This window comes from Pseudomonas mercuritolerans, assembly GCF_025706525.1.
GTDB lineage: Bacteria > Pseudomonadota > Gammaproteobacteria > Pseudomonadales > Pseudomonadaceae > Aquipseudomonas > Aquipseudomonas mercuritolerans.
In genome coordinates this window covers 1-20,225 of the sequence record NZ_JAMSHA010000013.1, presented here as the reverse complement: position 1 = coordinate 20,225, position 20,225 = coordinate 1, and the positions used below count along the sequence as shown (strand labels likewise).

The 20,225-nt window shown below is 53.7% G+C and carries 20 protein-coding genes and 2 pseudogenes; 11 read left to right on the top strand and 11 right to left on the bottom strand.

The window, feature by feature from the left end; genetic code table 11:
• Positions 1 to 20: 20 nt before the first annotated feature.
• Positions 21 to 506 (bottom strand): annotated as a pseudogene (locus ND528_RS27390) (tyrosine-type recombinase/integrase); the annotation flags it as partial.
• Here ND528_RS27390 and ND528_RS27385 point away from each other — a divergent pair.
• A pseudogene (locus ND528_RS27385) lies at positions 506 to 1,107 on the top strand (terminase small subunit). The pseudogenes ND528_RS27390 and ND528_RS27385 overlap by 1 nt on opposite strands.
• A 191-nt stretch (positions 1,108 to 1,298) precedes the next feature.
• Here ND528_RS27385 and ND528_RS27380 read toward each other — a convergent pair.
• The 4 genes from ND528_RS27380 to ND528_RS27365 all read right to left on the bottom strand — a co-directional run bounded on the left by ND528_RS27380 (position 1,299) and on the right by ND528_RS27365 (position 3,812).
• Positions 1,299 to 1,691, bottom strand: coding sequence for a RidA family protein (locus ND528_RS27380; protein WP_009049394.1), 393 nt, complete (start codon positions 1,689 to 1,691; stop codon positions 1,299 to 1,301).
• A gap of 232 nt (positions 1,692 to 1,923) precedes the next feature.
• Complete coding sequence (locus ND528_RS27375) at positions 1,924 to 2,577, bottom strand: hypothetical protein (RefSeq protein ID WP_263471677.1); 654 nt, start codon at positions 2,575 to 2,577, stop codon at positions 1,924 to 1,926.
• A 46-nt stretch (positions 2,578 to 2,623) separates the two neighbouring features.
• Positions 2,624 to 2,956 (bottom strand): chorismate mutase, encoded by a 333-nt coding sequence (locus ND528_RS27370; RefSeq protein WP_042609810.1) that lies wholly within the window; start codon positions 2,954 to 2,956, stop codon positions 2,624 to 2,626.
• A gap of 34 nt (positions 2,957 to 2,990) precedes the next feature.
• Positions 2,991 to 3,812 carry an NAD(P)-dependent oxidoreductase gene (locus ND528_RS27365; protein ID WP_241669481.1) on the bottom strand — a complete coding sequence of 274 codons (822 nt, stop codon included), beginning with the start codon at positions 3,810 to 3,812 and terminating at the stop codon, positions 2,991 to 2,993.
• Between the two features lie 148 nt (positions 3,813 to 3,960).
• On the opposite strand from ND528_RS27365, the gene ND528_RS27360 reads away from it, so the two are divergent.
• Positions 3,961 to 4,821, top strand: a complete 861-nt coding sequence (locus ND528_RS27360) for a LysR family transcriptional regulator (protein WP_122704478.1) — start codon at positions 3,961 to 3,963, stop codon at positions 4,819 to 4,821.
• A 1-nt stretch (position 4,822) separates the two neighbouring features.
• Here the strand turns inward: ND528_RS27360 and ND528_RS27355 are convergent, their stop codons facing one another.
• Positions 4,823 to 6,334 carry an MFS transporter gene (locus ND528_RS27355; protein ID WP_223631549.1) on the bottom strand — a complete coding sequence of 504 codons (1,512 nt, stop codon included), beginning with the start codon at positions 6,332 to 6,334 and terminating at the stop codon, positions 4,823 to 4,825.
• Between the two features lie 168 nt (positions 6,335 to 6,502).
• Between ND528_RS27355 and ND528_RS27350 the strand changes: the two genes are divergently transcribed.
• Entirely contained in the window at positions 6,503 to 7,261 is a 759-nt protein-coding gene (locus ND528_RS27350; RefSeq protein ID WP_263471676.1) for an SDR family oxidoreductase, read from the top strand.
• Positions 7,262 to 7,340: 79 nt separating this feature from the next.
• Positions 7,341 to 7,847, top strand: coding sequence for a nuclear transport factor 2 family protein (locus ND528_RS27345; RefSeq protein ID WP_042609814.1), 507 nt, complete (start codon positions 7,341 to 7,343; stop codon positions 7,845 to 7,847).
• Here the strand turns inward: ND528_RS27345 and ND528_RS27340 are convergent.
• Together ND528_RS27340 and ND528_RS27335 are read right to left on the bottom strand one after the other, a co-directional pair.
• Entirely contained in the window at positions 7,819 to 9,207 is a 1,389-nt protein-coding gene (locus ND528_RS27340) for a heavy metal sensor histidine kinase (protein WP_039760264.1), read from the bottom strand. The genes ND528_RS27345 and ND528_RS27340 overlap by 29 nt on opposite strands.
• Positions 9,180 to 9,875, bottom strand: a complete 696-nt coding sequence (locus ND528_RS27335) for a heavy metal response regulator transcription factor (protein ID WP_039760267.1) — start codon at positions 9,873 to 9,875, stop codon at positions 9,180 to 9,182. The genes ND528_RS27340 and ND528_RS27335 overlap by 28 nt, the downstream gene beginning before the upstream one ends.
• Positions 9,876 to 10,090: 215 nt before the next feature.
• On the opposite strand from ND528_RS27335, the gene ND528_RS27330 reads away from it, so the two are divergent.
• The 7 genes from ND528_RS27330 to ND528_RS27300 all read left to right on the top strand — a co-directional run bounded on the left by ND528_RS27330 (position 10,091) and on the right by ND528_RS27300 (position 18,602).
• Positions 10,091 to 10,699, top strand: coding sequence for a hypothetical protein (locus ND528_RS27330; RefSeq protein ID WP_042609816.1), 609 nt, complete (start codon positions 10,091 to 10,093; stop codon positions 10,697 to 10,699).
• Between the two features lie 71 nt (positions 10,700 to 10,770).
• Entirely contained in the window at positions 10,771 to 11,391 is a 621-nt protein-coding gene (locus tag ND528_RS27325; RefSeq protein ID WP_110599401.1) for a cytochrome b/b6 domain-containing protein, read from the top strand.
• Positions 11,388 to 12,158 (top strand): molybdopterin-dependent oxidoreductase, encoded by a 771-nt coding sequence (locus ND528_RS27320; RefSeq protein WP_039760272.1) that lies wholly within the window; start codon positions 11,388 to 11,390, stop codon positions 12,156 to 12,158. The genes ND528_RS27325 and ND528_RS27320 overlap by 4 nt, the downstream gene beginning before the upstream one ends.
• A gap of 1,004 nt (positions 12,159 to 13,162) precedes the next feature.
• Positions 13,163 to 14,266, top strand: coding sequence for a nucleoid-associated protein (locus ND528_RS27315; protein ID WP_263471675.1), 1,104 nt, complete (start codon positions 13,163 to 13,165; stop codon positions 14,264 to 14,266).
• A 1-nt stretch (position 14,267) separates the two neighbouring features.
• Positions 14,268 to 15,737 (top strand): hypothetical protein, encoded by a 1,470-nt coding sequence (locus ND528_RS27310; protein WP_263471674.1) that lies wholly within the window; start codon positions 14,268 to 14,270, stop codon positions 15,735 to 15,737.
• Positions 15,738 to 16,168: 431 nt separating this feature from the next.
• On the top strand, positions 16,169 to 17,797 hold the full coding sequence (locus ND528_RS27305) for an ATP-dependent nuclease (RefSeq protein ID WP_263471673.1): 1,629 nt from the start codon (positions 16,169 to 16,171) through the stop codon (positions 17,795 to 17,797).
• Positions 17,784 to 18,602 (top strand): HNH endonuclease, encoded by an 819-nt coding sequence (locus ND528_RS27300; protein WP_263471672.1) that lies wholly within the window; start codon positions 17,784 to 17,786, stop codon positions 18,600 to 18,602. Before ND528_RS27305 ends, ND528_RS27300 begins: the two co-directional genes overlap by 14 nt.
• 441 nt (positions 18,603 to 19,043) lie before the next feature.
• Here the strand turns inward: ND528_RS27300 and ND528_RS27295 are convergent, their stop codons facing one another.
• The 3 genes from ND528_RS27295 to ND528_RS28570 all read right to left on the bottom strand — a co-directional run bounded on the left by ND528_RS27295 (position 19,044) and on the right by ND528_RS28570 (position 20,217).
• Complete coding sequence (locus tag ND528_RS27295) at positions 19,044 to 19,361, bottom strand: DUF7677 family protein (RefSeq protein ID WP_034154003.1); 318 nt, start codon at positions 19,359 to 19,361, stop codon at positions 19,044 to 19,046.
• Between the two features lie 256 nt (positions 19,362 to 19,617).
• The gene (locus tag ND528_RS27290; RefSeq protein WP_252879947.1) at positions 19,618 to 19,905 is read right to left on the bottom strand and encodes a hypothetical protein; all 288 of its coding nucleotides are present in this window, start codon (positions 19,903 to 19,905) and stop codon (positions 19,618 to 19,620) included.
• A 132-nt stretch (positions 19,906 to 20,037) separates the two neighbouring features.
• Complete coding sequence (locus ND528_RS28570) at positions 20,038 to 20,217, bottom strand: DUF6966 domain-containing protein (protein ID WP_408005069.1); 180 nt, start codon at positions 20,215 to 20,217, stop codon at positions 20,038 to 20,040.
• Positions 20,218 to 20,225 lie beyond the last annotated feature (8 nt).

The following is a 20,225-nucleotide window of genomic DNA, read 5'->3' as shown; positions in this document are numbered from 1 at the left end:
CCGCAATTCGTGACCGTTAGTCACCTCGTAGGGGTGACCTTCATGCCCTTCCGCATACGGATGTACTGTTCTGTCATCCCTACGGTGGTGTGCCCAAGTTGGTCTCGAGCTTCTCTGATGTTCCCTGTTGACTCCTCTTTATCCGTGGCCGCTTTTGCTCGTAGGTCGCGCATCTGAAATTCTGCTTTTGGAATCCCGGCTGCTTCCCTGGCGTCATCGAACCTTTTTCTGAGCATGCTGGTCGTCATCGGCTGCCCAGAGTCGATTACTACCAGGCGTGTTGATCTGATTTTCTGTCCGGTCTTTCGCGCCATGATTCGATCTATTACGACTTTGAGCTCACCAATGATTTCGATCCTTCGTTTAGCCCCAGTTTTGCCTTGCTGGACGGAGAGCTTTCCGTCCTTTATGTCGCGCTCATCCATCTTCAATGTGTCAGCGACCCTCTGACCTGTTAGATAGAACAGGTCCAAAGCATCTCTTAATGGTTGATCGGCATGCTGGTATGACCGCAGCCACGTACCTATCCAAGAGCGCCTTCGCCGCACACATCGGCCGCTCACCGAGTTACATCACCTGGCTGAAGGAAAACGGTCGACTGGTCCTGTCCCCAATGGCAAGCAGGTCGACGTTCTGGCCACCGAAGCATTGATCCGCGATACCGCTGACCCGAGCAAGGCTGCCGTCGCTGCTCGCCACCAACAGGAGCGGCTTCAGCGTAATGTGTACAGCCACGTCGCTACACAATCCGAACCGACCAACATGGCTGCGCCGCCGCCCGTTGATCCCGCGCAAGGGCAGTCCCCGGACTTTCAGAAAGCGCGTGCACATCGCGAGCACTACTTGGCGCGGATGGCTGAGATGGAGTTTCGCAAGGCGCAGGGGGAGCTGGTGGAAATCAGCTTTGTGCAGAAAGCCGCTTTTGAAACGGCGCGATCGCTTAATCATTCGCTAATGAGCCTGTCGCCGCAATTGGCGCCACAACTCGCCGCGCTGTCGGATCCGTGGGTGGTGGAGAGGCAGCTAACGGCTGCGCTGCGCCAACGACTTAACGAAGCGGCACAAGTGTCAAGCGATGACTTTGGATTTGCGTTTAGCGAGTGCTAAGGATATCCGCTGATAGGTATTTTTCTGCTCGCATCGGAATTGATTGGCGCCTGCTTCCAGTCAGTATTAGCCGTCGGCGTAAAGTGTTATCACGCGCCTACCGATGCAGCAGGCAAGTGTAATTTTGAATCTACCACCGCATGCGTAGTCACCCATTTTAAGACCTGGATATGCAGGTTCTTGTCAGAGGGTTATCGCTCTACTGCGACGCACTTGATCTCCACGAGAAGGCCAGGTCGAGCTAATTCACTGACACCAATGCAGGTCCATGCACAAGTGCTTCTCGGAAATACTTTATCCTTTACGCGTCTGAAAATTGGCATGTGACGGTGCATGTCGACGTGGTAAGTTGTCATTTCTACGACATCTTCAAATTTACAGCCACCTGCCTCCAAGACGATCCGGAGATTGTCCCATGCAGCTAAAAACTGCTGCTCAGGTTCTTCAATGACGGATAATTCCGGCGTCCTGCCTACCTGACCCGCGCAGTAGAGAGTTTTTCCTACCTTTACTGCTGGTGCATAACCCGCGCGCTCGTAGATCAATCTCATGCCATCTGGAACAATGATCTGACGGTCAGTCATGATTGCGGAGCCCCAAGTTAGAACGGTTACGAAAGCTAACTCAGGGGCCAGAGCCGCGTCCACTCAGTTCACTTCTCATCTATTAATCAACCCCACAGGTGCTTTTAGCCGCTGCTGAGTCTTTTTGAACTCATTACCTAATGTGGCTACCTCGATCGATGCAAAAGGCGCGAGCCGGTAGCGTTACTGATCAGAAGCATTTCGATGGTTGGTTCGCTGCTAGGCTGGCTCGTCAGTTCGTGTCGTCATCACTTTGAAATATATCTGCGTAAAGTCGCGCGACTGTAGGGGTAAGGTTATGACCGGCAGGAATGAGAAAGTCGGCGTGTGGTGCGAGCCGTTTTACGTAGATGACTTCGTAAACCCTGCGCACGATTCCAGGTGCTGTTTCTTCCCGGTCCAAGCCAGGCATTATCCCTACCGCTTTGTAACCGGCTTGCTCCAGTGCTTGTTGCATATACGGCGTGCGGGTTGTTGCCATGCCATAGATCAGCCCCGCGCCCATGAACGTGCCGATTTTTTCTCCCAGGTCCTGGGCCGCAACGGCCAGTCTGGCTTGTCTGTGCGGTTTGGCTACCGCGCCGACCCGCCCGAAAATAACGTCAGCACCGTCAATTTTTTCCCACGTGGCGATAGCGACAATCTCATCGTTCTGGCGGACGACGGTAGCGAATATGCCTCGATCCGGATCGTCTTCGAGCACCACGTTGTCTGCGTAGAACTGCTGGTCCAGAAACGGGCTTGCCAACCCCACCGAAATGGAGGGAAACCATGTCCGGAAAAAATCTGTCGCGACATTGATCTCCTCACGTTTCAGGTAATCCCAACTGTAGCCATAGGGTAAATCGGTGAAGCTGCGAATTTGCTCGATCGTTGGCCATTTCATGCGGTTCTGCTCGTTTGTCTGATTGATTCGATAAGTGGCGCCGGGGTCAGGCCCGAGGGTCAGGGTTATTGGCGGGTGCCGGGGCATGCCTGGCGGCGATCTGCCTGTGGCGCTCGACCACTTCGCCAATGACCAACTGCATCAGCCTCTGCACGATGGCCGTATCCAGCTCGGCCTCCTGAGCAAGTGCTGCCAGACGCTGGTATTGCTGCTGCTCTCTGGCCTCGTCTACCGCAGGCAACTGATATCGGGCCTTGAGCAATCCGACCTCATCGGTACAGCGAAACCGTTCCGCGAGCAGGTGGATGAGGGCGGCGTCGATATTGTCGATGGTTTTCCTGAATGTTGAGAGTTGACGCGCGATGTCGGAGTTTTCCATGAATGACCTCGTGACAGGTGTTCGAAAGAGCTTCTCAATGATTCGTCTGCTGAGCAAAAACCGACCAGTCCTTGTCGCCATCTCCCCTGGCTACCGCCGACGTCATTTTCAATCGCACGGCATCCGCCGCTGGCAACTCCAGCCCCTTGAGACGACCCGCATCGATCGCCAGATTCATATCCTTGAGGCCAAGCGACAGTTTGAATCCCGGTTCAAAATTGCTGCTGACGATGTTCTGCCCATAACGTTGATAACTGGGGCAGGCGAACAGGGTCTGGGTCATGAGCTTGATGAAAATCGAAGGGCTCAGTCCGTGGCGTTGAACGAGTCCGCTGGCTTCGCCCAGCGACTGGATGGCTTGGGTGATCATCATGTTGCCGGCGATTTTCGCGATACAGGCCTGTTCAGGTTGGTCGCCCAGATACCAGGTTTTTTTCCCGAGCAGGTCGAACAGCGGTTGGACGGTCGAGACAGCGGCCTGCGATCCGGCCGCCAGGATATTCAACTCGCCCTTGGCCGCCACGGCGGGCACGCCGAAGACCGGCGCCGCGATCAATGGCATGCCGACGGCTTCATGTTCGCGCTGCAACTCCAACATCAGCGAAGGCGACAAGGTCGACATCACGACATGCACGCAAGCTTTGTCTGCAGTTTCCAGAACAGCGCTGGAGAGCAGCACTTGCCTGACGGCGGCATCATCGGCCAGAAGAGTGATGACTACCTCTTGCTGGAACGCCGAGGCCGGCGTTTCGATAACGCTGATGCCTTCGAGATCCTTGATCGCCGCCTGACTGCGGTTCCATGCCGAGACGTGATGGCCAGCGCGGACGAGCAGTGGAATGATGGCTCTGCCCATGCATCCCACTCCGATAAAACCAATCTTCATTTGCAGTCTCCGGTTGGTATTCGACGACGGTGAATGCAGACAAGTATGTCGGGCACGGGATTGCTACGGCACTGCCATTGCTGCACTCTCACTGTTCATTTTTGTACGGGGGCGGAGCATGGACTGGAGTGATGTGCGGGTCTTTCTCGCGATTGCCCGCAGCGGGTCATTAGGGGCTGCCGCCAAGCTGTTGGGGGTCAGCCATCCGACCGTGGGGCGGCGCTTGCAGGTGCTGGAACAGTTCAGTGGCCAACCCGTTTTCCTGCGTACCAACCAAGGTCTCGTGTTGACCGACAGCGGCGAGAAGCTCCTCAGCCTCGCGCAGGAAATGGAGCAAAGTGCGTTGGCCATCGAAAGGCGCCTCGCGGGGGACAGCGCACAGCCCGAAGGTGTGCTGCGCATTTCCTGCGCTGACTGGTTCGCCTGTTATGTGCTGGCCCCGGTGCTGAGTGAACTGGGCCGGCGTTATCCATTGATCGTGCCCGAGGTCATTGCCGGGCATCGATTGTTTGATCTGGCTCGCCGCGACGCCGACATCGCGTTTCGAATCGTTCCGTTCACCGAACCCGATATCGTGCACCGCAAGCTGATCTCCCTGACTTACGGGTTATACGCAGCCGTTGGATCTGCTGACCCTGAGCCACAGGGCGCCGGGCTGGGTCTGATCACCATGAGTGTTGCCCAGTCTCATTATCCCGATGTGCAGTGGCTGCAGCAGCGTTACCCTCTGGCGCGTACCGTGTTTACCAGTAGCAGCCGCACAGTCCAGGCGCAAATGTGTGCGCAGGGGCAGGGCGTCGCGGTATTGCCCCGCGCTTTGGGCGACCAGTTGACGGCGCTGCGTCTGATCGATTCAGATGAACCGCCACCAGGCCGCGACATTTGGATGGGCTACCACCAGGACATGCGCCAGATGGACAGTCTGCGCGCGCTTGCCGACCTGGCCTCCGTCATGATTGGCACTCAGGCAGGCGGTTGATTCACTCTGCCGGCTGCATGGCCGCCGTTTGCAGCTCTGCAGCAGATTGGCGCGCCAGACTCAGACTCAGTCCTGCGCCTACCACCAGACACGCAGCGATGCACAGTATGGCGACGGTGAAGGCGTGGGTGATGGCCGCCGCGTCCGTGTCCTTGCCCAGAAGCGTGTAAAAAATGCCACCGATGATCGCTACGCTCAGTGCCGTGCTGATTTGCAGTGTGGAACTGGTGATGCCCGCAATCATGCCGGAATACGCCGGTGCCACGCGTCCAGTGATCATGCGCATCAATGTCGGAAGGGCCAGTCCTTGTCCGAAACCGATCAGAAAGAGAATCACGGCAAGGGACAGCGCAGAGGGCGTGACGGCGGTTGGCGTGTGCGCCACGAGCCAGGCCAATAGCACGAACCCCAGCACTTCGAGTGCCATTCCGAAGGGATTCACATAAGACCCCAGCAAACGCCGGAATAGATGGGTGGCGAGCGGCCCCAGCAAGAAACCAGCGCCGAATGGCAGAAAGACCAGACCTGCACTGAGCGGGCTCGTATGCAGCGCTCCCTGTAAATAGATGGAAAACAGCAGGAAGAACACGCCGATCGCGTAAAAAGTCAGCGCCACCAGCAATGCCCGGCCCAGCCCGGGCGCACGCAGTGCAGCAGGGTTCAGCAACGGCGCGCCTTGCGCTTGATACAAGCGGGCTTCGTAGCGCCAGAACAGCCAGGCCAGCAGTGGCACCGCCGCCAGCGACAGCCAGGCCCACCACGGCCAGCCCGCTTCACGTCCCTCGATCAGTGGAACGATCAGCGCCGCAAGCGTCACCATCGACAACAGCGTTCCACCCAGATCCAGCTTGCTGGTCTGGGGTGCGCGGGTTTCCTTGACCACGGGGATGGCGATCAGAATGACCAGCAACGCAATCGGTAGATTCACCAGAAATATCGACCGCCAGCCCAGGTTCATCAGGTTGAGCGAGATCAGAATCCCGCCAAGTGCCTGGCCGACTACCGACGCCAAACCAAACACCGCACCGTACAGGCTCAACGCCAAGGGTTTTTCCGACTCAGGGAATATCGCCTGCACTGAAGCGAGTGCCTGCGGCGCCATGACAGCGGCCGTCACGCCTTGCAGCGAGCGTCCGGCGATCAACACCCAGGGTGACTCGGCGACACCGCAGATCAGTGAGGCGACGGCAAAGCCAATCAGGCCAACGAAGAACATTCTCATGCGGCCAAAGATGTCGCCAAGCCTTCCGCCGGTGATCAGTGTCACGGCATACAGCGCCGCGTAAGAAGAGATGATCAACTGTTCGGCAGAGGAGGCCGTGCCCAGCGATTGCTGAATCGAAGGCAGCGCTACGTTCACGATGAAGAAATCCAGCGGCGGCAAGAATGCACCGACCAACAGGATGGCGAACATCAGCCAGCGCCGCTGTTCCGGAAGGGCTACTATTTTCTCAGGCATAAGGTCTCCTTTCTGAAACCCTTCGGCTCCAGAATATTTTCGATTGCGAGTCATGCTTTGAATAAGCTGACTTCAATCTAAACGATCAAACCCTGGCTGACGCCTCACATAAATGAACGGCCAATGTTCATTTATGGCAGTGCCGCTGCGCCCCTGCCTCCTCGCAAAATGGCCGCACTGTGGTTCCAGTCGAGCCACACAACCGAAATCGAGGAGTCAGTTATGTCAGGTAAATTCGCTGATCAGGTCGCAGTCGTCACCGGCGCGTCCACCGGGATCGGATTTGCGATTGCACAGGGTTTGATTGCCGAGGGCGCCAGGCGCGTTTACATCACCGGGCGTTCTGCAGCCACGCTGGAGGCTGCGGTGGCCAAGCTTGGCGACAGGGCGGTCGCGGTCATTTCCGATGTCGCGCGCCAGGTTGATCTGGACGAGCTCAAGGCGACGATTGAGGCGAACGGCGATCAACTGGACTCAGTGTTTGCCAATGCGGGTATTTGTGAAAAGAACCCGCTGGGCGAGACCACCGAGGCCGCCTATTTCAACATGTTCGACATCAACGTAAAGGGAGTCTTTTTTACTGTACAGACGTTGATGCCATTGTTGAAAAATGGCGCTTCGATCGTGCTGACGGCCTCTATCTGTTCCAGCAATGGCATGGAAGGACTGAGCCTCTACAACGCCTCCAAAGCCGCGGTACGTTCCTTTGCCAGGACGTGGGCCAACGAACTCAAAGGTCGCAAGATCAGAGCGAATGTCCTGAGCCCTGGCTTCACCCGCACACCGCTGATGGATAACGGCTTGAAGATGAGCGAAACCGACGTCGCCGCGCTGCGTCAGCACGTCGAGCAGATCACGCCATTGGGGTACATGGCCGAGCCTGAGGAAATCGCCTCGTCGGCGCTGTTTCTTGCGTCTGCCGATGCGAAATATGTCAACGGTGTGGAGTTGATGGTCGACGGCGGCCTGTCGCAGATCTGACCACGTGCTCAACCGTAGCGCAGCCCTCGCGCAGGGCTGCCTTCCTCGCTTATGCGCAGCCCCTGCAGGAAACCTCATCATGAACAATGAACAACTGACAGCCCGACTGGACGCCCTGGAAAGTCGCGCCGCCATCGAGTCGCTGATCAGCGCCTACGCCAATGCTTTCGACCGCATCGACGCCTCGCTTCTTAGCTCAATCTGGCACGAAGAGTCGACACTGGATCTACCGGGTTTTGGCCAGGCTGGAAACCGTGACGAAATCCTGGCGATGGCGCAAAACAGCTGGCGCCAGATGCCCCATATGCACCACTGGATGGCCAACCCGCTTATTGAAATCGAGGGTGACAGCGCAGTGGGCACGGTAGCTGCGGATTGCCTGTTTCATGACATTGAAAAAGGCCCGGTGCAAGTCAGCGGTCTTTACCACGACAGGTTTGAACGTCGGGACGGAAAGTGGGCGTTCCTGTCACGTCGTTTTGAAATGCATTTCCTGACGCCGTTAAAAGATTGGGTACCCGCAGCGGGCGAAGAACAGTTTGCACCGTTCGAGCAGCTCAAGGGAACGACAGCGAAAAACGAATAGTCCCGGCCCTTGGCTGTTCGACACCCACGTGGCCGTCATGCAGTTGCATGATGGCCACGACAATGGCGAGGCCAAGCCCGTAGGAGTCGGAATTCTGGTGCCGAGACGCATCGCCACGGTAAAAGCGGTCGAAGAGTTTGCCCAGGGTTTCGTCGCCCAGCACCGGCCCTTGGTTCTCCACCTCAATCCGGGCACCTCCGTGGGTTTCCAATACCCGTATCAGAATCTCGGTGCCCTCGTAAGCGTAGCGAACAGCGTTCGCCACCAGGTTGCTCAACGCTCTGCGCAGCAGCAAGGGGTCAGCGAGCACGATACCATCGCCCGTTATTTGGAAGCTCATTCGCCGCTCTTCAGCCAAACCCTCAAAATACTCAGCGATGCGCTGTGATTCGTCATGCAGCGACAGTTGCTGGCGCTCCACTACGGCTTGCGCTTCATCGGCGCGCGCCAGAAATAGAATGCTTTCGACGATGCGCGAGATCCGTTCGAGTTCTTCAAGGTTCGAAGCGATCAGCGCCTGATATTCGTCCTCGCTACGGCGTTGGCGAAGGGCAACCTGACAATGTCCCATCAACGACCCGACCGGCGTGCGGATTTCATGGGCAAGGTCGGCGGAAAATTGCGTCAGTCGCTGATAACCCTGAGCAAGACGATCAAGCATCGCGTTATAGGCGTCACTCAGCTGTTGCAATTCAACCGGCGTATCGGCGCTGTCCATACGGCTGTGCAGACGCTCAGGCGTTATGGCTGCGGCATGGGCGGCCATTTTGCGCAGCGGACGCAGCCCGCGACGCAATAACAGATAACCCAGCAACGCGGTTGCCAGAAAGGCAAGGGCCACGGCCAGGTAGATGCGCTCGCGATACGCTGCAAGCATCGCCATTTCCTTGCCCATAAGGTGGGCGGCCGTCAATCGGACTACACGGCCACCCGACGTCGTGACTACGGAGGCGGCGCGCAGCCTTGTTCCCGAGTCGGTCACGCCGCTGCGCAGATCACTGACGCTCAGCTTTGTGTCCTGGCCGATCACCGGCAGTTCAGGCAACGTGACGTTGAGTGGATTGACCTGGATGACCGGTGGCTGCCCCGGCTCTTCAATGATGAAGATGTCGTCTTCGCTGTCGAGCATGTTCTTGAAAATCTGCGGGCTGTCGCGCAGCTTTTCGATGGCGAGTTCGTAATGCAGGAGCTTGCGAAAATGCTCCAGACGGCCCATCACCGCGTGATCGCTGTAGACCAATACCGAGGCCTTCATCGTCTGATACAGATAGAAGCCCGCGCCGGCCACGGCCAGCATCGCGACCATGGCAAACGCCACGGTCGATCGCAGCGTCAGCGAGGGTTGGCGTCGGGACCGCATGGCCTCACCTCGCAGACATAGCCGATACCGCGAATGGTATGGATCAGCTTGATCGGGTAGGGCTGGTCGACCTTGTTGCGCAGGCGCTTGACAGCGACGTCCACCACGTTGGTATCGCTGTCGAAATTCATGTCCCAGACTTCCGAAGCGATTTGTGTCCTGGACAACACATCGCCGGCTCGACGGAGAAACAGATGGAGCAGGGCGAACTCCTTGTTGGTCAGCACGATCACCTGTTGTTGGCGGGTCACGCGGCGCCGGACCAGATCCAGTTCGAGATCGGCAAGGTGGAAATGGTCGGCTTCGCGCACGACACCGCGGCGCAGAATAGTGCGGATGCGCAACAGCAGTTCGGTAAACGAAAAAGGTTTGATCAGGTAATCATCGGCGCCCAGTTCCAGACCGCGAATGCGGTCTTGCAACTGGTCGCGCGCGGTAAGGAACAGCACGGGTACGTCTTGTCTGGCGCGCAACAGCTCGATGATCTGAAACCCGTCAATCCCGGGCAACATCACGTCCAGCACGATCAGGTCATAGGTCGTATGCAAGGCCATGTGCAGGCCGTCAGCGCCATGCTGGGTCCAGTCGACGTTGTAACCGGACTCACCGAGCCCCTTTTTCAGGTACTCACCTGTTTTGGTGTCATCTTCGATCAACAGGATATGCATCGTCAGGCGCGCTCGGGTTTCTTCATGACGGGGTTAAGTCCGCGACATCGGTATCTCGGCTGTGCAGTGTAACGGGATGAGCGGGCGCAGTCGGTTACATTTCTGTCATACATGGTCAGGGTTGGCGAATGACAAAAATGTCATTCGACGGTCATCGTGACGTCCCGGTCTGCGGTCGAGGATGGCGACACATCAACCCATGAGGAATCGTCGCCATGCAACTCAAAAACGCCCTGTCTACCACGTTCGGTTTGGTGATGCTCAGCGCTGCCGTCATTGCCACCGCCGCCGACATGCCGGTCATCAAACCACTGCGCGGTACGGTGGAAAGCGTCAGCAATAACACGCTGACCTTCACTGTCCGCTCTGGCGCCCAGCAGACGATCGGACTGACTGACAAGACCGGTATCAGCCGGGTATCGAAGGCCAATATCGACTCGATCAAATCCGACAGCTTCATCGGCTCGGCGGCCATCCCGCAGGCCAACGGAACCTTGAAGGCGCTTGAGGTCACGGTATTCGACGCCAGGCTCAAGGGCAGCGGCGAAGGTCATTACGGTTGGCAGAACGCAGACGGCAGCACTGGCACCATGACCAACGGCACCGTTGGCAAACTGTCCAAAACCGACGGCCGCACGTTGACCGTCAACTACCAGGGCGGCGAGAAACAAATCGTCGTGCCGGATGACGTGCCTATCGCCTACGTCGAGCCAGGCAAAGCCGATGAGCTGGTCAAAGGAACGAAAATCGTCGTGTTCCCCGCTGCAGATGGCACCGCACGCGGCATTGCAGTCGGCAAGGATGGCTTCCAGCCACCGATGTAATCATCTGAGAAAGCTTGAGCGTTGCCGTCTGGCAACGCTCCGCTACACGGAAGGCTTGCAAGGGGAACCACGTGAGACAGAAGAAACTGCATCCCTGGCCGGTTCGCCTCACCCATTGGCTCAATGCGGCCTGCATGGTCTGCATGTTCATGAGCGGTTGGGCTATCTACAACGCCTCGCCACTGTTCAGTTTCAGGTTTCCGGTGTCATTGACCGTGGGCGGTTGGCTGGGCGGGGCACTTGCCTGGCATTTTGCGTTCATGTGGCTGCTGCTGATCAACGGCGCAATCTATGTGCTGTACGGGTTGGCCAGTCGTCATTTCAAACGTGAGCTGCTGCCCATCGGCATTGCCGCATTGAAGCATGATCTGACCGATGCCTTGCGCTTTCGGCTGGTGCATGAAAAGGGTGTCTATAACGCAGTACAGCGCCTGATGTACTGGATCGTGCTGGCGGCAGGTGTACTGATCGTGATCTCGGGTGTAGCGATCTGGAAACCGGTTCAACTTCAAGAGCTGGTCGCGTTACTGGGCGGCTATGACGTTGCTCGTTACGTACATTTTGCGGCCATGGCGATGATTGCAGCGTTTGTAGTGATTCACCTGGTCTTGGTGATTCTGGTACCAAAAACCCTGGTGCCAATGATCACGGGTGGAGTGCGGACGCCTAATAACGAGAAAAATGGGTCATGACTGAATTTAAAATAACAACGCGTCAGCGCGTCAGGATTGAACCTGCGCAACAGCTTGAACTGGAAAACATTCAGCGCCGGCATTTTCTTCGGGCCGGCCTGACGGTTGGCGCGATGTCGATGCTGACCGGTTGCAACCTGCAGGACGGCGATCAGGTCGACAAAGTGCTTTGGGCCATGTCGCGTTGGAACGACCGGGTCCAGGCGTGGCTGTTCAGTGGACGGAAACTGGCGCCGACCTTCGCCCGCGCGCAGATCACCAAGCCGTTTCCGTTCAACGCTTTCTATGGTCAGGACGATATCCCTGAAGTAGACCTGACCAGTTACTCGCTCGCCGTCTCCGGCCGGATCAGGGACAAGGCGCCGTGGACACTCGAAAGCTTGCGCAAGCTGCCGCAACGCAGCGATATCACTCGGCTGATCTGTGTTGAGGGCTGGAGCGCGATCGGTCAATGGGGAGGTGTACCGCTGAAAACCTTCCTGGAACACATCGGCGCCGACACCACAGCGAAATTTGTCGGTTTCAAATGTGCCGATCGTTACTACTCCAGTCTGGACATGCCGACTGCCTTGCACCCGCAGACGCTGTTGGCACTGGATTACGCTGACGTGGCGCTGCCGCCCGAGTACGGCTATCCGCTGAGGGTTCGGGTCCCCACCAAACTGGGATTCAAAAACCCCAAGCATGTTGTCGAGATTTTCGTCAGCAACGACAACCCGGGCGGGTATTGGGAAGACCAGGGCTACAACTGGTTCAGCGGGATCTGATGAAGCAAAGAACGGAACTGTCACGCCAGGAACACTGGCGAGATTCATGACACCAAGCGTGATATGAGGCATGCCGATGACCGGTATTTCTGCAGTACCGCCAGCACCATCCGACTGGCCAACATCAGAACCCAGGATGCGGGCAACGAGTGATGGAGCAGATTTCCAATCTCTCTTGCAGGCTCAGTCCAGGCCACCTTTACAACAGTCAGATAAAGCTCGCACTCGGATGCTCTTTGATAATCTTGCCGCATGTACCTTCAATGGCGAAAAAAGGGCTATCTGCTCTGATGTTATCGGCACAGGGGGACTGAATGCGTTCGCCATTGCAGTGGCTCTTTCGCCGCTAACCGTCACCTGGGTACCGACCGAGATTGTTCGAGCGCCACTGCGTTCGCCTGGGATACGGACTTTTCGCCGTCGCAATCCCTCTTCAGCCGAGAGCTCCTTCCTCAACCGGTCAAGCTCGGAGGATAGGGGTTATGATTAGACGTGTCTCGAGAGCTTGCTCGCCGTAGGCCAGTATTATTAAGGGAGAAGCACATACCGCCAATTCTCACCTGTAGCGTTGAATGGTCTTTCGTTCGCCTGAAGTAGAAAGCCCGATGGCTTCTCTACCGTGGCGAAGGTGGTGTTATGAGGCAGCGTCGACTTACAGCCTATTTTTCCACCCCGCTGTCATCCCCCGTTTATTCTGAGCATCAGAGAATTATAGCCCGCCATCAGGGCTACTTTTGGCCGAAGGTAGTCGTTCGTGAACGGCCGCTTTCGGCCATAAGCAGCCATTCGTAAATGTCCGTTTTCGATCTATTATGGCCCTTCGCTCGGGGCAGCAGGCCATAAGCGGCCAGCGAGAAGTGTCTACGAAACTGAGGCCGTTCAAAGCTCTTTCGCCACACATCTGTATAAATAAACAGGGCTGGTGAAAGCTGCTATATTTGCAGTGATATGCAAGCGGATGCACGTTAAGATAGCGTTTTGCTAGCAGTGCGAGGGAGTGCATGATGGACCAACTCAAAGCCGAACCAGATGCCGATGCATTGGCCGAACTCATCGGCGCAGAACAGGTAGAGGAAGTACCACCAGCGCCCCTCACAATATTTAATGCGGTGGTTCAAAAGGTCGATTGTAAAGGCCAAATACTCGGCGATCCGTTTTATCGGACCAACGAAGCTGATATTAAGGCTTACCTCACAGGTGTAATCCGCAGCGTGGTCAGTATCTCGAGAAGCCAGCGCTTTCAGTTTTGCGATGAGGGCTTTGACTCCAGAGAGGATGTAGCACGACTAACGTCCGCTGATTTCAAAGCCTCGGCGTTAAGCTTGACGGAGCGGCTACTCGACTGTGAAATTACTGCGCAGAAGAAAATTGTCGCCCTGAAAAAAGAGTTACGCACAGGAAGCCTGCTTTGTGCGCATTTTAAACTTGCCGAAACCGAGCATGTAATGCTCGTGAAAATTGATCATGCGGGTTTCCTAGATGAGGTGAACTTTCAGCACACCTCCGGCCTTCCAGAAAAGCAGCGAGCGCAAAAGTGTGCCACGTTTTCCGTAGTGGACGGTAATATTGATAACATAGTGGTCATCAGCGATAGCAACAATGCATTGACCGAATACTGGTGGAGCGGCTTTCTCAATCTCAAGGCGCTATCCGATCCAGAACTAAACACCTTTAAAGCATTTAAAGCTATTGAAGGCTTTCTGAAGGCCAAGATTGAAAAAAAATCGCCCAGTGATTATTGGACATTGCGCAACGCTTTTGTAAGTTATTTCACCACCCGCCCTAATTGTCTTTTTGATCAAATGATCGACGAGATTATGGGGGAATATCCTTGCGCGGATGAAAGCTTGGATATGCCCAAGCTGACACAGGAAGCTAAGCTACTACCGAAGAAGAATGAGTTCGACTCGCACTTTGCCATTGCTCCCCATATAATCAGTAACAAAATAAAGCGGCAGATTCGCCTTGCAGAGAACCTTGATCTTCGAATAAACGGTGAAATCGAAAACTACGAAAAAATGTTTGCCACCGGAGACGACGATGGCCGCAAATACCTGAAAATTTACTCTAGTGAAGGTTACGAAGCCTTCAAAAAACGAGATAACTGAAATGATCTTCCCGGAAATTGCCAATGCCTTGGCCCGGACGATTGTTCATCTAGAGACCGAAGAAACCAATACAACGGTGAGTGAAAAGTTTCGAATTTCCCACTTTGATATAGACCGCGTCGCACTAGCCGGGTCCTTGAATAGCGTACATGTTCGGGATGGTTTTTCTGTTCAATTTACTTACGCTGGTAGTGATCAGTCCCTGGTGCTGACGAGCCGTCACGAGGATCAGCTAAACACGTTCTGCCGGATGCTGATCCTGCACGTTGAGGGTGATGATGCACCATCGGGGATTTTGACCGTCTCCATTACCAAAGGCTTTGTTTCGCAAACGGCCTCAATCTACTCGCTATATCACATAGAGGAATATTGGCGGGCGGGGGGGCTGGGTCAAGCAGCAGCCAAGCTCAGATCCCTGGCTCAAGTCGCCTATATTCTCGAGTCGTCTAGCATCTCCGGTTACGCACGGTGCGGCCTGTTTGTATTCCGCGCGACCAGTGTCCTACCCACAAGTACCACACATCCTGAATCTGCGGATAAGAGTAAACTCCTGGCCGCCCGCGACAAGGCGTGTTTGTTTTACGATAGCAAATCCTTTCCCTTCATCCCCCAAGACTTTGATTTTAGTTCGCCTCTTCCCCATGCGGGGATTAGTAACCTGTTTAATACACTTAAGTTCGCTTTCGCTATCATTTTCATAGCTGACGTTAGCAGCCTGAGCGATCAGGAGTTAACGGCAACAGTTAAGGGCTACCGGCACATCACAAGCAGCATCAAGCTGGCCGGCATGTCTGACGCTCAAATAGCGGCGACCTATTACGAAATCTACCTATGGGCCTACAGTGAAGGCGGCGTGACCGACAAACTAGGTATTGCCAAAAATTTATTGTCCATCCATATTGAAAAATCTGATTTCCGTGACATGCGTAGTGGCGCTCTGCAAGCAATGGTTTCAAATCACAGTATTTACCTGAAAGAGAACGTTAAGCAGTACATTGATATAAAGAATAAGTTATCCGACCAAATACAAAAACAATCAGAAAAGGCCAGCGAAATGGTGAAAACCATCGGCGGCTACCTTAGGACATCGGTCTTTACTGTCTACTCCTTCATTGTTACGACATTCATAATTCGCTCCATATCCAAAACTGCTTCGGAAGGAACGTTTACGAATGGTATTTATTATATTTTTCTAATGTTCCTCCTGCTCTCATTAAGTACTCTTTTCTATGCCTACAGGGAATCCGAGGCTGAATTTGATCGGTTCAAGGCAATCTATCAGTCGTTCAAAACGCGCTATGATGACCTACTCTCGAATAGCGATAGAGATCGAATTTTGCAGAACGACACTGACTTCAAGCGTGACTGCGAGTACATAAAACAGTCGCGTCGACGTGCCTTGATTCTCTGGATCTCAACGCTAGGGGCAGTCTTTGCATTTGTTTCACTAATCAAGCTGCTCAATTACTGAAATAGCGCTTCTCCCTTGACTGTATATCACGGCTCCATGTTTTTTGTGAGAGCAATGCGCCAATACGCAGCCTGAGTCGTCCTCGGTTTTTTGGTCGCTGGCTGACTTGTTTGGTCGAATCCTGTTGCCTTTGAGAACGGCAAGAGCCGACCCGAAGCAGACGCTGGCAAGCGGCCGCTAACGAACCACAGCGGTCGGACCAGAGTCTATGTAACTAGGGTAATTCAGAGCTTGGCAGATGATGTGGGTACGTTTTTGACAGCGTGGGTGGCGCATGTTAATTGTCAACCTGGCCTCAGCTCCCCTGTGCGCGCATCTCCACACAAATTGAGGTAAGTATCGGACAATGCATACCTTTGTCGACAAGCCGATGGCAAGAGTATTCGAAGTTGTACTAAGTGTGTAGCAGTTAACAAATTAGAGGCCCCAGCATGGTTAAAAAACTAACAAACGCCACCAGGAAGTATAAGGTTTATTTTTTAATAGATGAGGATTTAATTCACTCAAGTGACGGGGATGCATTCATTCTTCCGAAAAAGATGAGGGTTGATGAATTTGGATATGCAGTATCTTGCAGGTTGGGATTAAGAACCACCGACGGGAAGGTTTTTATTTTTGATGGTCTATGCGCGATAAAGGGACAGAAAGATCTGCATAAATTTATTTCTGGTTTGCTAGGGGAGAATGTGCGCCCATTGCCTGCTGAGGAAATCGCCTTACCTTTTAAATGTTTATTTGTAGATGCGAAGTCATATAGTCTAGTTAGACGCGCTATTGGAGTAGAGCGGGGGGCGGAACTTCTAAGGGCATTGCATGACATGGCTGTCAGCACTAATGCCTCAAGAAACTGGTCGGAATTTTTTGCTGACCCCATCTTTTCATTAGCAATGATTAGATCCAGTGAGGCCTTTTTTGCTTATCGTCGTGGAGCAAGGATGTTAAGTGGACTCCAGGAGGAAAGCAGTGACTCGCAACGACCTTTCAAAGTTGAGCTGAAAGGTGGCGGGCCGAAATACAAGTTTGATTTCAAATTTGAAGAGGCTAACCTTCTCCGAGGAAGGATTGCTGTTCTAATTGGTAAAAACGGCTGCGGAAAAACATCTAGCCTTGCTAAGATATCAAGGGCTTTAATAGATGCGCATAGCCGCTTGGCGACGGTAGTTAATAAGCCCGACTTAAATCAGGTGGTTGTATTTATTCATACCTCCTCGGTAAGAGATTTCACCCCGAGTTCAAAAGAAGGGGCAGCGCGAGCGCGAGTCTTTACTTTCAATCCTGGCACACCTCGCAAAGCTAATAGTGAGTCGATGGCCGTTCTATTGGTTGATGTGGCACGTGGTCATGATAGTAATGGGCCATTGTTAACTCATTTTTCTGAAATTTTAAAAGACGAGTTTCCCGATTTTGAAATGCGGGTGCCGGTACGAGTTGAGCATGATGGGCCTCGACCAAAAGTTGATTATGTGCCTTTTGACGTTTGGTCGAGTGGGAATGAACAAGAGATTTTAGAAAAATCAGGAAAAGTTGTTACTAGTTATCCGTTAGAGTTTTTTGACTCCTATGGAGTGCGCCGAAAACTTAGTCTGGGGCAAAGTTCCTTTCTTCGCTTTGTGCTTACAGCCTTATCGAATGCAGGGCCTGCTTCAGTACTGGTTATTGATGAGCCAGAAAACTTCCTGCATCCCAATTTGATCTCAAGGTTTATGCGTACTCTCAACCGAATACTTGAGGGAACTCGTTCCATAGCCATTATTGCAACACACTCTCCTTTCGTCGTACGAGAAGTGCAAAGTGCGCACGTTCATGTAATGGATGTTGAGGACGGCGAGAGCATCATCAAAAAACCGTTGGTGCAGACGCTCGGCGCTAGTATTTCGACAATTTCAAATGAAGTTTTTGGTGATGATCTACCCAGTCATTTGTACGATGAACTGCTTGATCGGGCGGAGTTTCATAGCCACTCTTTCGAAGAGGCGCTGGAGCGTTATGCATCGGAGTTGAGCGTGCCTGCTTTGATGACGCTTCGGTTGAAAATGGGAGCGAAAATTGCGCAAGATTGATTGCCCCATCACCCAAGACTTACTTTTGCTAGACGCTTTGAGACTTTCTCCAAGTTCAGCAGCACAACAGGCTGCCCCGTATTTCGATGCTATCGCGCTGCGCTATTCGGCTTACGAACTTAGCTCTGGTGATCCTTGGGCTGTATTGCCTGACACAGGCTTCCTTCCTGTTAAAGAGCAGTTGAAGTCTTTATACAGTACCCCACCTGTGGTGTTGAGTTTTATCAGTGACCTAAGGGACTCACTAAGAGGCGCCTGTCCGGTTTGCGGACGGGATGCACTTGGTACCTTGGATCATTATCTGCCTAAGAGTTTATATTCCGAATTTTCTTTTTTTTCAAAGAATTTAGTCCCCTGCTGCGATCGATGCAATAATAAGCGTAATGCACTTGTCAGGGGAGCTGGCATCGGTGAAAGGCCACTTCATCCTTACTTTGACAATTTCGCAGTAAATAGAATCCTCAGTGTGCAGTTTGAACCCGACTGGAGAGCTCCTAAGATAACGCCTATACCATTCGATGTAGCTGGCCAAGAGCTTGCAACGGTTCGTTGGCATATCGAGAACGTTATTCGCCCTGCAGGTATCGATGAGTACTTGGTTGATCTCTGGGGAACAATGGTCAGCGAATTAAAGCAGATCTTTCCGGAGGTATCGACCATCGACGACTTAAAGGGAGAGATCTTGCAGTACGAGCGTTATGAGCGAGTCGTCTCCCAATCTCCCAACTCCTGGAGATCTGCGTATTACCATGGACTTGGCCGTAACGATGAAGTCATTACGTACCTATACGGGTTACTTATTTGATAGTTTTTACCTGCGAAGGAGCAATGCAAGCGGGAGATAGATCTGGCGTTCGACTCCTTAATCGTGCATTGCTGCGAGACGTAGTGTGTCAGTGGGATAGGGGGCGTGCGCGCCCGCTATTCCGAAGGCACTTGCGCCAAAAATACCACATACGTACTTTCGAACGACTGTTTCTGGCCGGTAGGCGGTCGCGTGCGAACGTCCGCTTATGGCCGATTCTGTTGAAAAAGTCGGCCATGGTTACCACGGCAGAAAAGTAAGCGCCTGAGATTGAAATCTTCACTTTGGGCAGAGGCTTCCAGGCTCAGATATCACGTAGCAGCGTGTAAAAAAGGCGTTTTCGCCGGCCAATATTCAGGCCATTTGGGCGAACCGACTTTTTCAACAGAATCGGCCAATAGCTGCCATTCGGCCCTCGTATCTGCGAGCTAAAACAATGTCTTAGCGTCCGAGTGAGGGCGGCCCATATAACTCAGTTTCCCAGTCTTCAAGAGGCGGTTTTACTTTGAAAGATGGGTCGCAGTATGACCTTAAGTAGTCAGTCGCTCTCCTTTGGGCGTAGGTGAAATTGAGCACGTTGCCTTCACCGTCCATCTCTATGACGTTCGCGAATATCGCGAAGACCATCTCAATTGCACTCGGCTCAGAGCCATAAATGTCGATGTACTCCACGTTTTCAAGCATGTAGTGGCTTCCACTTGCCATGTAGTACGCAAACGTTCGGAGTGCTCCACTGAAATCATTACTCAGCTTCTTCATGTACATTTTCTTTTAGTAAATGTTCTGGATTTAACTGCTTCATAATCAAGCATTGGCTTTTTTTGCCGTTTTTTGTGGTCGAGAAAGGCCTGAACCGGCCAATGAGCATTAGCAATCGATTGCTGACAGTCTGCTTATGGCCGATGTCTGCCCGTCGCGAAGGGCAGACATCGACCCAATGCTGTCTGTCGCGACCGCAGGCGATTGCGGCCAGTACCGAAGAACTGCCCGATCTTGTATTAATTTCTTAGCCAATTCAGCCAGAGCGTTCCAGGGACTTCGGATCGAATGACACATTCGCCATACTTTGAGCATCAGGCACTGGCTGCCATTCAGCAGTGGTGGAGTCGATTTCGCGCAGAGTCCATTGCTGGGGGCCGGACCAGGACAGTTCTATGTAGGGGCCTTCAAGTACTTCGTTCGCTATTAACATCTCGACTTCGTCGGCAGGTCCCGGGAGCATGCCTCCGACAGCAATGGGCACGCGCTGACGCAAAAGGATGTTGAGCATGCACAACAGCTCGGCATGTGATGTGTAATGCACTCTGTGCTCCCCGACTTCCGTGTAGGCAAACACCAGATTGCCCGATACTGAGTCTACGGAGCTGATCAAAGTGACATGCGCCGGTGGCCGGCCTGACCCCTTTGAATAACGTAGTTTGATAACCGCGCCCCTCTATATATTTCGCTTTATGAAATCGGAGAGCTTCGCGGCTTCATTGCGTAATCCGTCGAACCTTTCGTTTAGCTCAACATGGCCCGGCTTCCAGCAAAGAACGCCATTGTCATGGCTTTGACCAAGAATGAGATCATTGAATGAGCCCATTCCGCCATAGGCTGACTGTAGGTACTCAATTCCGGAGT